Genomic DNA, 13,433 nt, shown 5'->3' on the forward strand with positions numbered 1-13,433 from the left:
CCCATTATTCGCTTAACAGAACCTATCTCAGCAAAGATTCAATAACGCTACTGAAAGTAATATCTCCACTAAAGTCCTTCAGGGCACTGGTATTGGTCTCCAGATACTCTTTCAGCTTCAGAACTGCTGCCTGCTTGTCTGTCGCCTCTGTTTCAAAATCGATTTTTTCGTATTCTGACGATGTGGATAACTGGTCAGCGTAAACCGACTGACTTACGGCAGTAACAATATCCGCACCACTTTTAAAAAAAATAAACTTAGGCATAGATCTTCCTTAAACCTGCAGCCAGGGTATTGCTGCAGGTTTTCTCATCAATTAACGGTTGGTACTAACATGGTCACGTCCGCCTCCGGTGCATCCACCGCCTGAACCAAACGAACCACCGCCTTGTCCGAAATGATTCGCCTGACTGCCGCTCCCGCGGTTTGAGGTCTGGTAATCACGTGTCTGCTTGCCGGAGTTGCCTCCCTTCAAGCCTGCAGAACTTGATGAACCACCACAATTACTGCCGCCTGAAGGGCAGTAGGTATCGCCCAGCCCTGCTCCTGCTACCTTACTGTACTGCGTCTTATCCAATACTTTCATATAAATTCCTTTTACAGTTTCGTTAATTAAATCCTGCGCAAGTTACGTACAGCTTATTTTTTGTTACCAACGGTGCGAAAGTGATCCATATCCGACGCCTGAAATTAGATCCAGGGGTTAATCTGCTCTCCTGATTCGGGAGAGCTTATGGTCACTTTTGAGACAGTTATGGAAATTAAGATCCTGCATAAGCAGGGTATGAGCAGCCGGGCGATCGCCAGAGAACTGGGTATCTCCCGTAACACCGTAAAGCGTTATCTGCGTGCGCAGTCTGAGCCGCCAAAATATACGCCGCGTCCCGCAGCCACTTCACTCCTGGATGAATACCGGGACTATATTCGGCAACGCATCGCCGATGCCCATCCTTATAAAATCCCTGCAACGGTCATCGCCCGCGAGATCACGGAGCAGGGTTATCGTGGTGGCATGACTATCCTGAGAGAGTTCATTCGTTCACTTGCTCTCCCTCAGGAACAGGAGCCCGTCGTGCGCTTCGAAACAGAGCCAGGACGACAGATGCAGGTTGACTGGGGCACCATGCGTAATGGCAAATCACCACTTCATGTGTTCGTTGCCGTTCTGGGGTTCAGCAGAATGCTGTACATCGAGTTCACTGACAATATGCGCTACGACACCCTGGAAGAATGCCACCGTAATGCGTTCAGCTTCTTCGGTGGCGTACCGCATGAAGTGCTCTACGACAATATGAAAACGGTCGTGTTACAGCGCGATGCTTACCGGGCCGGGCAACACCGGTTCAACCCTTCACTGTGGCAGTTCGGCAAAGAGATGGGCTTCTCTCCCCGGCTGTGCCGCCCCTTCAGAGCACAGACTAAAGGCAAGGTGGAGCGGATGGTGCAGTATACCCGCAACAGCTTCTACATCCCGCTTATGACTCGCCTGCGTCCGCTGGGGATCACCGTCGATGTTGAAACGGCCAACCGCTACGGCCTGCGCTGGTTGCACGATGTTGCTAACCAGCGCAGGCACGAAACAATCCAGACCCGTCCCTGCGATCGCTGGATAGAAGAGCAGCAGTCCATGCTGGCTCTACCACCGGTGAAAAGACAGTATGACGTGCCGGTAGAAGAAAGCCTGGAGACCTTCGACAGGCAGCCACTGCATCACCCGCTGTCCATCTATGACACGTTCTGCAGAGGAGCCGCATGATGGTGGAACTGCAACATCAACGGCTGATGGTACTTGCCGAACAGCTGCAACTGGACAGTCTGATCAGCGCAGCGCCAGCCCTGTCACAGCTGGCAGTGGATCAGGAATGGAGTTACATGGACTTCCTGGAGCATCTGCTCCACGAAGAGAAACTGGCCCGGCATCAGCGTAAACAAGCAATGTATACCCGGATGGCAGCCTTCCCGGCAGTGAAAACGTTCGAAGAATATGACTTCACCTTCGCCACAGGTGCGCCGCAGAAGCAGATCCAGTCGCTGCGTTCACTGAGCTTCATAGAGCGCAACGAAAACATCGTACTGCTGGGGCCGTCCGGTGTGGGTAAAACTCATCTGGCTATAGCAATGGGCTACGAAGCTGTACGTGCAGGTATCAAGGTGCGCTTCACAACAGCGGCGGATCTGTTGCTTCAGCTGTCCACAGCGCAACGCCAGGGCCGTTATAAAACAATGCTTCACCGTGGCGTAATGGCGCCGAAGCTGCTCATCATCGATGAAATAGGCTATCTGCCGTTCAGTCAGGAAGAGGCAAAGCTGTTCTTCCAGGTCATCGCCAAACGTTACGAAAAGAGCGCGATGATCCTGACATCGAACCTGCCGTTCGGGCAGTGGGATCAGACGTTCGCCGGTGATGCAGCACTGACGTCGGCGATGCTGGACCGGATCTTACACCACTCACACGTTGTTCAAATAAAAGGAGAGAGCTATCGACTGAAACAAAAACGAAAGGCCGGGGTTATCGCTGAAGCTAATCCTGAGTAAAACGGTGGATCAATATTAGACCGTCGGTGGAGACGTAAGTGGATCACTTTTTAACCGTCGTTGACATTTTTTGTCAGATTTGCCGATCGACAGGTTGTCTAAAAGATTACCGTCATCTCAAGTACGAGAGCGATGCTTTTCCAGACAATTATGAAATTATTATGGGTGAGGGTAAATTTACACGTAAACTTGTAACAAAAGATTTCACAGAAGCAGTATAACGAACATCTGTCTTACTGGTAAAAGTGATATCTGATCGTGATGGGATGATAAGAATCATCAGAAGTTTAATACGTTGGGACTGAATGCTGGCGGAGGGTACAGTCTGATCCGGGCTACTTCCTGGGGTCTGTAGAAATCCCTTTCAGGTTCCGGAACAATAAGTTTTCGGATCTCAGTGGAAACAGACAAAATAAAACCGCATTCTTACTGGACGCGTACGGGTTTAACCCGTACATTTACAGTTTGTGAACGTACGCAAATGTAATAAAACCAGATAAACGAAACCAAGTGAGGCCCCCGTGGACATGAAAGACCAACGTATTGAACTCCGTCTTCCTCAGCAGCAACTTGATGAGCTGGATAATTTCATTAACAACATTGACGGTCAGTATAAGCCGTCCCGCTCGGATGTTCTGCGTTCGTTTATAGCGCAGGGTGTTCGCGGGAAATTTACTCCGGCCAGCCAGGAAGCGGAGATGTTTCCCCTGTCAGCGCGCCTGAACATCTTTTTCCAGCTCTGCCAGTTGCTGCGTATGGAGTGCGGTAAAGACGGACGTTCTGTCCAGCCTATCAACCCCACTTATGGCTATAACAATCGTGTCGCCAGTACTGTCACAGCAGAAGCTCTGGTGCGTCAGGTTTATCTGCAACGCATGACATGGTTCTTTGAGCTCGATGCCGTGCACCTGAAAGCCATTAACCCTAACCTGGGCCAGGACATGATTGTATCTCTGATGAATCCGCAGCCCAGTCCGGTGATCTGTAATACCCTGGACAGCGTGATAGCGCTTCGTGACATGTTCTCGAATATCAGCATGGTACTTGCCGCGGCCGAGAAAACAGTGAACGATTGGAATGACCAGAAGACCCGCGACGCGCTGGCCCGCATTCAGGGCTATGTAGAAGACAACGGACTGCAGTTAACTTTCAAGGGGTATCCTGACACAGAAGACTATGCGCTGCAGATTGACATGTGGTCGCTGCTTAACTGGATTGATAACGGACAAGGTGATCACCGCATCGGCGATTACGGTCTGCGTAATGACAAGGATCTGACAGATAAGTACGCCGTCATGCTTGAGGTGTACCAGAATATCCGCAGTAACCATCAGTTCGATCTTAACGGACTCGAACTGATGGTGAAGAGCCGTCAGTTCCACATGATCTGAAAATGAGAGCGGCTTGATTCTGCATCAGAACGGAAAATCGTCATGACCAGAGGCGGTGTCCCATAACTGAGTTATAGTACCGGCTGGTTCTGAAGTCCGCGGAGTATAGTGGTATGTGCTCCGCCTGACGGCATCAGTGGAGTATTCAAACCGGGCTGCCCGTATACCGTGAACGCTGACAGAATCGAGATCTATCTCCAGAGCAGGCTCCCGTGGGTCGTCGGGAAGTGAAAGGTCAGACAGATCATGCCTGGCTGGAGGAGGATCTTCCTGAGCAGAGATAACCTCTGTCACACAGATATCAGTCTCCCATTCGTCTTCGGCATACTGATGGCCATATCTGATCATGCAGTCATCCTTTGCCGGTAGCGTCATAAAGGCGACACGGGAGGCTTTATGGAACAACACAACGTTGTACCGTTCCTCCCGATCCGCCCCCGGCAACTGCACGGACGGATACAGGATACCGTCAAGATTAAAGCGGAGAGGATCTGCCAGGTATTCAGCGATGACCTGAGTTGGTATATAGCTGAAATCTTCTTCGCCAGGCAGAACCGGCTCGACAATCCGGCTGGTAAATGTGGACAGGAATGCGGCCTGCTCACGTCTTTTTATGTAGTCCGGATCAAGCAGACTTCCGCTCTCCAGAACACTTTCAAGCGCCGGCAGGTTCAGGAGACGGAGCGACCGGATAAGACTGAACTTCGCGCACACCACTTTGCAGCCTACCGGTGGACGTATCTCAGATATAGCCGTATCGACTGAACTGGCACCATAGAATACCGAAATGCCCTTTGCACTCATACGGTTAGCGCCGCTGAACTGATGCGGCGGCGGACCTAACTCTTTGTCCGGCGTCACAAGTATTTGCTCCAGCTCATGATGATTCCGGCACCACCGGGCACGGTACAGTGACGGGATAGCTGTACCTGGTCCAGCGTCAATGATCACAGGTTCTTTTCCACGGGCGCGCATTGTCTCTACCCCCTGGAATATACCGTCCAGGGTGGAGCTCACGGCATTATTGATGAAGCGTGATTCTGTTTTCAGGGAGGTAACAAAATTTATCCACATGGAATCGAGACGGCCGGTACTGATCTGTTTGCGTTCTGCGTAACAGGACTCGCGGGCAAACTCGGTCTCAAGTCCCATCACATCGGAATCAAAATCTGAATGTCTGTATTCGAGCAGCTGCTGAATATCGTCTGCGAGTGCACGACGAGACTGGAGCAAATCTTCAATGAGCTGCACTACATTCTCCCCCTCACGGAACCACTCATAACCGTCAATATGACGAAGACTGGCATACTCCATATCGTTCGGTTCAGTGTCAGTCCGGTAAAAATGAGCTTCAATAGCCTTTTCTGTCAGGTCGCATACCTCCTCCAGGGAAAAACAGGTGTGAATCTCATCGCAGTAATCACAGGTTTGTATACGTCCTTCTTTCTCGACCCTGTGGCGTAAAAATTCTTCGCCAATACAACAAGCACAAACCCAGCGCTGCTCTGACTCTTCCACATTCATAAAAGGCTTTCTCCGAGATAAAACTCTGCTCAGGAAGTGTACCAGACGTAACCTGACTTATATTTCCGAATTTGCCAGAAATCGGATCTGCGGAGGAGAGAAGAGAGATTGTTGGCGGAAAGTCACAAAAAGCGGAACATTGTTGCGGTGAACAGATTATTGCCTGAGGGGCAAAATTCACGACTGACTAAGCCTGATACAGCAACAAAGAGGAACGGGAAACTTTTTTTCAGTTTTTTCACTGACCGGCCTTAAAGGCCGCTTCGGATTTCCTAAATACAGTTTTACATAAGGAACATCGTATGACTGTATTTCTCATGGCCGTTTTCTTTGGCCTCTTAAAAACTGGCTCTCTCATTGCCCTACTTGTTGGTGCCTATAAAGGCTGGACCTTGTTTTGGAAGAACTATGATCGACTCCCCCATATCTACCGTTCACAATGGCGATATCAACGACGCTTCATACTCAAAAGAATCTGGAAACGCATCAGAACCGGCTAAGCCGGTTCTTCCAGCAGCATTCCCAGCCCGGCCAGCCAGCACAGGCAGCACCAGGTGGTGAATACCATACTGGTCTCGCCGGATTTCCACTTGCGGATGGTGCGTTCGTCCACATCCAGCCGGTTAGCCAGCTGGATGTCCGTCAGGGGGATCAGCGACAGAACGTGCCGGACATCAGCGTTTTCTGGCCTGGTCCACTCCTCTCCGGGCAGCAGGGTATGGGCATTGAAGTCACCCATTGCCACGAGCTGCTGTCGGCAACTTATCTGTTCCGGGGTCAGGGCCATCACCCTTTCTCCCTGGATACAGTCCAGCAAACGGGATGTTCCGGAAGATAATAAGTATCATGATGTTCGTTCTGTAGCCTCAGATAATTTTCAACATCACTGAGCTGCCAGCTAGAATAAATAATATTTGAAAATCCGACGTTATACATATCAATTGTTGACATAACCTGATCAATATAATCATAGGAGCATTTATAAACTTTGATTCGTGATATGTCTTTTGTAAGTAGTTTCTGAGGATCCGGGCTGAATACATTAATTTCCAGTGGGGTGAAAAACCCGTGTTCCGGGTACTGATAAAACTTAAGAGCCAAATTATGAGCAAGGGGAAGGTACAGGACTCGTTCTTCTGTCATTTTGCAAAATACATTAGGTGATACTGTAAACACCGGACGTGGTTCTGTACTGTCAAAGTGGTGCCCGGTATGAAATATATCCACACGATGTATTCCGGAAAAAACCTCTCCGCGTAGCCAGGCCATAGTGTCAATCATTGTTATTTTTCCCTGAAGTGCGAGAAGGGAAAATAATACAAACATGGCCCTAGCTTTTTCGTCATCCCCAGAAGAAGAACGAGCTATACGAATCAGTTTCTGATAGATACTTAAAGCCGCCAGCTCCGGCATAACGTCAGACAAAGAAATTGTTTCGGAAATGATATGCTGAAGGTTGTTTTTTACTGGGTTAATAAATGACTGAAATAACTCATTTTTACTCGGAAATCTGCTTTGCGGGTTATTGAGGTTAAGTAACATCTGAAATATAGCAAAACTTGCAAGCTTCTCTACCGGAAAATCATCAGTGTCACAGTTAGCCAGACGCGGGAAGTTATGGTTCTGAACCAGATCCCGGACAAGCAAAGCCATATCCTGTTCATAATCACTGAGCTCATGCTCGATATCAAACACCTCACCTGTGTCACCGTCGGTAAGACGAAAGCAGTCCTTACAGACGGCCACGCTGGATATCGGTAGCGGGATGTCCTTTATGTCATTTTTGCCTTCTGCCGTAGGAACCACAACGTGGGCCCAGACCCGTTGCTTCTCCTTCGGACTCTGTGCCGTATCATCACTGCGGAAGTTCCTGAGAAACCACTGTGAGAGCATGTGCTGATTTCTGGTGTATCCCATAATAGTATCCTTACATCACTGAATACAATTTAATTATTGAGCACTTTTAATTCTTTAGACAGATCATATTTCCAGTCTGAGGCAGATATTCTGACCACTCCGGACAGGTCTCCAGGAAATTCAACGCCATCTTCAACTATCGCAGCGACGAATTTACGCGATAGCTTGGACATGAGCCAGCCGTGTTCTAAAACAACATTCTGCCGGGCTCTTTTTTTTAGTTCAGTTTCATTCTTGGCTTTCCCTTCATCACAGGCAGTATAAAGCACCACTGCATAGGATACAGTGTCGATATGCTTCTCAAGCTTCTCGATTATGGTCTGTCCTTCATTGGCTTCATGATGAAGTATGACAGGCTGGAAACCTTCATTTGCTAGAAAAATGTAAACCTCGTTTTTTAGTTTATCATCGTGCCCATGGACAATGAATACTTTCTTCTTCATGTTTAACCCTGCATCGCTTGCCATCGTTGTCAACCCGCTGACTTGCTCAGTATTTTTTATTTTATTCTCACTAACAGAATGCTCAATAATTGGAGCAGTTTTATAGCTTGAAAGTATTTTCATCGATTCGCTCTGTAAATACTGTCGTCTTCGCCCCCAAGCTCCATCGCCACCTGTGACGTTTAAGCCAACATTATTCTTAATGTCAGCGGGTGACATGGAGAATCTGATCCATGAAGGAATGGTGATAATATTATCGAGTTCAAGTAATTCCTGACGCAAGCGATAAAACTGCGAAACATATTTATCAGGACTTGATGCGCCCTCATTTACAATGGTGACACACAGAGCAATGAATGTATTTACAGTGGCAATAACTGCTTCCGGTACTGCTGTGGAAGGGGATGATGTCATTTCCTCGGTAGTTGTATTTTCCCTCAGTCTCACCTCAGCCTGATAGGTCGCAGGAATACCCCCTACACCCATTCTGAAGTTAGGTTCGATTACAATATATTCTTCAGTACCGCCATGCGGCATACTGCGTATAAGCAGATCCCCCTTTTCAATAGCAATATCGCTCCGGCTAATGAAAATCTTATTCTTTTGAACACTTCCTTTTATCCCATCAGTCCTGTCGCCATTTAGCTTAACAAGGGAAAGAGTGTCACGCATCAGTTGTGCTAACGGCATGTATTACCCCGAAAAAAGGCTGGTTAGTGTGGCCGTTAGCATAGCAAATGGTGTGAGTAATTTCCCTTGCTCGGCTCGAGAAATGTTCTCCATACCCTAACAACAGAACCACCTAACCTATTATCTCCGTGTTAGCATCTTTTCGGATCTTCGCGGCGGAAAACCCGCAGTGGGTATGATAATTAAACCGAATGCATAAAATCATACTGAATGTGATATTTATCATTAATCATAAAATCATATCTGATATGATGCTTACAAATTTAGTTGAAATTCATTCTTGATATGATTATTCACTTAAGCGGATATTTTCAGACGGAGCGTGCAGGATGGAACCAGAACAGAACACTTCACTCCCCTATGACATCCTGACGGGCGAATGTGAAGCCGCAATCAGAAAACATCTGGCCAGAACGGAGATCCTCGACAGCACGGGTCTGGAACTCGAACAGGCAAAGGCCTGTGCCGTGCTGTCACTCTGGTCCGGCCTGGCCGTTGCGGCAAAGGCACCCCCGGAGATCATCGATGCGGACAGGCAGCGCCTGATGCTGATGATTGACGAATATCAGACCATGAGGCAGCAATAATGGACGATGTGAAAAATGTGCGCCGGCCTTCACCGCTGCAGCGACGGGTGCTGATTGTGCTGGCCGCCCTGGATGCGAAACGTCCGGGACCGGTGGCCACGCGGGATATTGAGCGGGTGCTGGAGCAGGGCGGGGACGCCCCGGTGTACGGGCCGAATCTCCGCGCCTCCTGCCGGCGCATGGAAGCTGCGGGCTGGCTGCGCACCCTGCGAGCCCCGAACCTGCAGCTGGCCGTCGGGCTGACGGACGCCGGCCGTGCGCTGGCCGCCCCGCTTCTCGCTGACGAACAGGCGCGCGTCCTGGCGGAGCAGCGCGCTACAACGGTCCGGGTTCTGCCCCTGATCCCGCCCGGCCAGGCAGACGAGGCTCACGACCGGCCGGTGGAGCTGGACGGCATCTGGCACCTGGCGTGCCGGGGCGACTACGTCATCCGCCTCGACGGGACCACCTGTCTCCAGCTGTGGAACACGGCCGGGCAGGTGACGCGTATGACGGGCGATCCCCTTCAGGTGGCGCAGTGGCTCCAGGCCTGCCACGGGGCGGGTATTGCGGTCCGGATGCAGATCAATGAGAGCACCACGCCGGAGGCGGGCACGCTGAACGGTACCGAGCCGGAAGACCTGACCGGCACCTGGTACCGCCAGCTGGACGTCGCGCTTCAGGCGCAGGGGATCACCGGTCTGACTGAGGATATTCGCCTTGCCGTGGTGAGCCCTGAGGAAGCCCTCCGGTCGCTGCCGGCACCGGCGCGGCTGCTGCACGTTCTGCGCGAAAGCCCGGAGGCGTTCCCGCTCACGGCTGCCGGGTATGAAGAAGATTCCGGCGCCGCTCTGGACACCCTGCTGGCCAGGGCCGGATTCACGTCGGGACAGGCACAGGAGCTGCGGCTGCACCGCATCCGCTGGGCTCAGATGAGTCAGGAAGACGCTGACCGGCGCGAACTGAACAGCCTGCTGGATAAGCTGGAACGGCGACAGCTGTACTGCAACCGCGAACAACTGACGGAGATTGTGTTTTCGCCGGTCCGTAAACCCGGCGAGCGCTGGACTGACCGTCTGCAGTGGCTCCTGATGACGGACGGATTCGGGTTCCGGAGTCCGCTCTCCCGTGACGCAGGCTCCAGGGCGCTGACGATCCTGGCCGGTTACACGGGGCAGGAGGTGGCGGACCATCTGGCCACGGTTATCGTCTGGAACGACGACAGCGCGGGGATGCCGTCATGAACACAGGCAACGTCCATCTCATCGTCACCTGCACGCGCCGCAAAACCATAACAGCCGGTCAAACCGTCTTTCCATATGAACACGACGCCGGAAATGCTTATGAAGTCTGGCTGGAAAGGCTGGCCAGGGCGCGGAACGACGGCGCTGCCATAACAGCCGGTGAACTGTATACGGGCCAGCACTGGAGCAGGGCTGCTGCGGCTGCAAAACGTACCGGCGCGGAGCTGTGGGTGATTTCAGCGGGTCTGGGGCTGCTGCACGTATCAGACCCGGTGGTCCCTTATGAAGCAACGTTCTCCTCGATGCCGTTCAGTCACAGCAGACTGTGGGAAAGCCTGACAGCTTGCCCGCCTGCTGAACGACGGTATGCTTCCCTGAGGACGCTGATGCAGGCGAGGCCTGACGATCGGTTTGTGGTGGCCGCCTCTCCGGTGTACCTGCATGCCGTTGAAGCAGACCTGCTCGCGGGGAGGGACGCGTTACGTACGCCTGAACAGCTGCAGGTTGTCACCTCCAAAGGCTACCAGGGCGGCCTGAAGGGCAGTGTCCGGTATGCGAGCGCTGATATGATGAAAGAGCTGAATACCAACATGACCGGACTGAATGTCAGTTACGCCCTGCAGATCATTGGTAATGAAAAACTGAACAGCAGTACAGCAGGTGAGGTATATGCATGATCCGGCAACTCAGTGCCATGCTCCTGCTCGTGGTGACCTTCCCGGCCAGCGCAGATATCAGCGGTCGGATCGTTCGCGTGCTGGACGGGGATACCGTTGAGGTTCTTGAAACGGGGAACCGCCTGACGCGCGTTCGTCTTGCCGGCATCGATGCGCCGGAAAAGAACCAGCCCTTTGGCCAGCGGTCCAGGCAGGAACTCACATCAATGGTGGCGCAGCGTAACGTAACCATCACGGGTGAAGAAACGGATCGCTACGGGCGGCGGCTGGGCACCGTGTGGCTTGGCGCGAGGGATGTGAATGCCGAGCAGATCCGCAAAGGGCTGGCCTGGGTATACCGGTACCACGGAAAACCGGCCCGGACTAACTACGCTCAGCTGGAAGCCGAAGCCCGCCGGCAGGGTATCGGGCTCTGGTCAGTTCCGGGTCAGACAGAACCCTGGCGCTGGCGGAGCCATCATCAGGAGAGAGGTTCTGTCAGAGACGCTCCCTGATTGCGCACGTTGCCGACCGCCGGGGAAACCGGATGCCAGGTGAATGCCTCAGCAGGCACCGCCCCCTGTTTGGCTGTCCTGCCCGCCTCGTCACCACTGAGACTCTCGCGCAGCCAGTCCCGGGCGGCATCCGGCGTCAGCACCAGAGGACGACGATCGTGGATATCGAGAAGCCCTTTGTCCGCAGCTGCCGTGACAATAACAAACCCTTCCCCGTCATCCCTCAGCCCAAACGGCCGCGCACCAATGGCAGCCATGAACACGGGCTGACCGTCCCTGCGGTAAATAAAATACGGCTGTTTTTTATTCCCCTGGCGCACCCACTCGTACCACCCGTCAGCAAACACAACGGCGCGGCCGCGTTCCCACAGCTGACGAAACATACGTCCCTCAGCTGCTGTTTCAGCACGGGCATTAATCAGGGGCGCTTTGTGCCACCACGGCGGGGAATATCCCCACAGAACAGGATCGAGCTGCAGCTGGTCTTTGCTTTCACTGAGCAACAGCACCCGGGTCCCCGGCGCCACGTTGTAGCGTCCGATAGGCTCCGGTACTGCAGAAAACCTGGCATCAACCTCACCGGCCAGATAAGCCAGGTAGTCAGCGCGGGTCTGTGACTGAGAAAAACGTCCACACATAAGCGTTTCCTGCCGTTAAAGGGTAAGTATAGGAAAAAGGGAAGCATGAGTGGTGTTGCGGTAACGGCACAACCGTAGTGGACCAGACTCTTTTCTTAAAATCACGTCCTTCAACTTATGGCGTATTATCATGTGATAAAATTCATCGGTCAGCCAGGAGAGGAGATTAAGGATGAGTAAACGTCAGGATATTATCGATGGCCGGGAATATGGTAGCCCATACGGTCTGATTTACACGGAGGTTCTGGGATGGGTCGATTTAGGACATGCACAGGGAACAGATATCAGGAAACTGCTGCGAAATATTGACATCGGTGAGTCATCCGGAAGTGAGTACTACGAGGTTGTTTATTCTCAGTCCATGATTGACCCAACCAGAACCATGAAAATGGGTAAATTTATCAGCTGGCGAATTAAACGTGGGCGCACATATTCCGAACGTAAAAGCATTGCGCTGGCGATGATGATGTCACTGGCCAGAAAATTCGAAGGACTACAGTCATCATTTCCCCTCAGCCTGACAACCGACAGTGGATTCAGCGGGGAAGACCTTGTTTCTGATTTACTGGGGTTCCACCGTGTCGTTAGCATCCAGAATCCGTTTGACTTACTACGTCCGGTCAGTAAAGCAGATGCCCTTAAACGCTGGGATTACTATGGAAAAATAGGTTCATGGAAAAATGAAACATTCATCCCTATACTGTTCCCTGATCCGGATAAATATCCGAACGCCCGCCCTCGCAAAGGTGAGTTACCGAATTTTATGAAAACAGTCAGACCTTGGAATGACTTTCATTCAGGTATTGTCAGCATCATCAGCGCCGATGGTTCATATATAGATAAAGCAAAAAGCGGAGCATTACCTTATGCGTAACTCATTCAGGGTTCTCATTGCAATGCTTGCGGTCATTACCGTGGCACTGGTCTGGGTGTGGCCCTATGTACAAATGGAATTTGCGGGCAGTGCCCACTACACCGAGCAGGATAAGCGGGAATATGATTTTTATACCCCCGAACTTTTGAAAAAAATGCCACGCATTTCCCCAAAATATGAATTTGATTTTGCAAATATTACCGGGCCCGCAACCCATATATATACAATCAAATTTTATGGCACTGAGGATACGAGCAAAATTAATGCTTACCTTGAATCCCAGGGCTATAAACCTCAGGGTAATTGCAACATCGACAATATGTGCTGGCAAGGGACAGACAGCACTGAAACCGTGATGGTAAGACATCTTAAAAGCGAAAAAGGTATTGCAGTACATCTCGTGTATGACTTTACGTAGAATGGGGATCAATTTAACCGGA

At 51.4% G+C, this 13,433-nt stretch carries 16 protein-coding genes; 10 read left to right on the forward strand and 6 right to left on the reverse strand.

All coding sequences use genetic code 11. The features are described from left to right. Nucleotides 1–22: 22 nt before the first annotated feature. Nucleotides 23–265, reverse strand: coding sequence for a hypothetical protein (locus tag OWK27_RS21070; RefSeq protein WP_267591166.1), 243 nt, complete (start codon nt 263–265; stop codon nt 23–25). 468 nt (nt 266–733) lie between these two features. Between OWK27_RS21070 and istA the strand changes: the two genes are divergently transcribed. The 3 genes from istA (at nt 734) to OWK27_RS21085 (ending at nt 3,926) form a co-directional block, all read left to right on the forward strand. Next, nucleotides 734–1,756 carry an IS21 family transposase gene (istA, locus tag OWK27_RS21075; protein ID WP_267591167.1) on the forward strand — a complete coding sequence of 341 codons (1,023 nt, stop codon included), beginning with the start codon at nt 734–736 and terminating at the stop codon, nt 1,754–1,756. Continuing rightward, nucleotides 1,753–2,535 (forward strand): IS21-like element ISSen3 family helper ATPase IstB, encoded by a 783-nt coding sequence (gene istB / locus OWK27_RS21080; RefSeq protein WP_267591168.1) that lies wholly within the window; start codon nt 1,753–1,755, stop codon nt 2,533–2,535. The genes istA and istB overlap by 4 nt, the downstream gene beginning before the upstream one ends. Before the next feature lie 527 nt (nt 2,536–3,062). Then, nucleotides 3,063–3,926: a hypothetical protein gene (locus OWK27_RS21085; RefSeq protein ID WP_267591169.1), complete on the forward strand. Its 864-nt coding sequence runs from the start codon at nt 3,063–3,065 to the stop codon at nt 3,924–3,926. Nucleotides 3,927–3,950: 24 nt separating this feature from the next. Here OWK27_RS21085 and OWK27_RS21090 read toward each other — a convergent pair whose 3' ends face one another. Then, a complete protein-coding gene (locus OWK27_RS21090; RefSeq protein ID WP_267591170.1) occupies nt 3,951–5,450 on the reverse strand; it encodes an RES family NAD+ phosphorylase in 1,500 nt (499 codons plus the stop codon). A 302-nt stretch (nt 5,451–5,752) separates the two neighbouring features. On the opposite strand from OWK27_RS21090, the gene OWK27_RS24315 reads away from it, so the two are divergent. Continuing rightward, complete coding sequence (locus OWK27_RS24315; protein WP_000215656.1) at nt 5,753–5,950, forward strand: hypothetical protein; 198 nt, start codon at nt 5,753–5,755, stop codon at nt 5,948–5,950. On the opposite strand, the gene OWK27_RS21095 is transcribed toward OWK27_RS24315, so the two are convergent. Genes OWK27_RS21095 through OWK27_RS21105 form a run of 3 tightly spaced genes read right to left on the reverse strand, consistent with a single transcriptional unit; the run spans nt 5,947 to nt 8,500 of the window. Beyond that, nucleotides 5,947–6,237: a hypothetical protein gene (locus OWK27_RS21095; protein WP_001535717.1), complete on the reverse strand. Its 291-nt coding sequence runs from the start codon at nt 6,235–6,237 to the stop codon at nt 5,947–5,949. The two genes, OWK27_RS24315 and OWK27_RS21095, sit on opposite strands and share 4 nt — an antisense overlap. Continuing rightward, nucleotides 6,237–7,367 carry a DUF4238 domain-containing protein gene (locus OWK27_RS21100; RefSeq protein WP_267591171.1) on the reverse strand — a complete coding sequence of 377 codons (1,131 nt, stop codon included), beginning with the start codon at nt 7,365–7,367 and terminating at the stop codon, nt 6,237–6,239. The genes OWK27_RS21095 and OWK27_RS21100 overlap by 1 nt, the downstream gene beginning before the upstream one ends. Nucleotides 7,368–7,396: 29 nt before the next feature. Beyond that, nucleotides 7,397–8,500, reverse strand: coding sequence for a nucleotide-binding protein (locus OWK27_RS21105; protein WP_267591172.1), 1,104 nt, complete (start codon nt 8,498–8,500; stop codon nt 7,397–7,399). A 329-nt stretch (nt 8,501–8,829) separates the two neighbouring features. Between OWK27_RS21105 and OWK27_RS21110 the strand changes: the two genes are divergently transcribed. From OWK27_RS21110 to OWK27_RS21125, 4 genes are all read left to right on the forward strand, one after another. After that, nucleotides 8,830–9,087 carry a hypothetical protein gene (locus OWK27_RS21110; RefSeq protein ID WP_267591173.1) on the forward strand — a complete coding sequence of 86 codons (258 nt, stop codon included), beginning with the start codon at nt 8,830–8,832 and terminating at the stop codon, nt 9,085–9,087. Nucleotides 9,088–9,467: 380 nt separating this feature from the next. Continuing rightward, nucleotides 9,468–10,310 (forward strand): hypothetical protein, encoded by an 843-nt coding sequence (locus tag OWK27_RS21115; RefSeq protein ID WP_267591174.1) that lies wholly within the window; start codon nt 9,468–9,470, stop codon nt 10,308–10,310. After that, nucleotides 10,307–10,987 carry a DUF6884 domain-containing protein gene (locus OWK27_RS21120; protein ID WP_267591175.1) on the forward strand — a complete coding sequence of 227 codons (681 nt, stop codon included), beginning with the start codon at nt 10,307–10,309 and terminating at the stop codon, nt 10,985–10,987. Before OWK27_RS21115 ends, OWK27_RS21120 begins: the two co-directional genes overlap by 4 nt. Further along, nucleotides 10,984–11,481, forward strand: coding sequence for a thermonuclease family protein (locus OWK27_RS21125; protein WP_267591176.1), 498 nt, complete (start codon nt 10,984–10,986; stop codon nt 11,479–11,481). The genes OWK27_RS21120 and OWK27_RS21125 overlap by 4 nt, the downstream gene beginning before the upstream one ends. On the opposite strand, the gene OWK27_RS21130 is transcribed toward OWK27_RS21125, so the two are convergent. Continuing rightward, nucleotides 11,448–12,119: an SOS response-associated peptidase family protein gene (locus tag OWK27_RS21130; RefSeq protein WP_267591177.1), complete on the reverse strand. Its 672-nt coding sequence runs from the start codon at nt 12,117–12,119 to the stop codon at nt 11,448–11,450. The genes OWK27_RS21125 and OWK27_RS21130 overlap by 34 nt on opposite strands. Before the next feature lie 172 nt (nt 12,120–12,291). Between OWK27_RS21130 and OWK27_RS21135 the strand changes: the two genes are divergently transcribed. Both OWK27_RS21135 and OWK27_RS21140 read left to right on the forward strand, forming a co-directional pair. Next, complete coding sequence (locus OWK27_RS21135) at nt 12,292–12,993, forward strand: hypothetical protein (RefSeq protein WP_267591178.1); 702 nt, start codon at nt 12,292–12,294, stop codon at nt 12,991–12,993. Further along, entirely contained in the window at nt 12,986–13,411 is a 426-nt protein-coding gene (locus OWK27_RS21140; protein WP_267591179.1) for a hypothetical protein, read from the forward strand. Before OWK27_RS21135 ends, OWK27_RS21140 begins: the two co-directional genes overlap by 8 nt. The last annotated feature ends 22 nt before the right edge of the window (nt 13,412–13,433 follow it).

The sequence above is a fragment of the Enterobacter cloacae complex sp. 2022EL-00788 genome (assembly GCF_026627565.1).
Lineage (GTDB): Bacteria > Pseudomonadota > Gammaproteobacteria > Enterobacterales > Enterobacteriaceae > Enterobacter > Enterobacter pasteurii.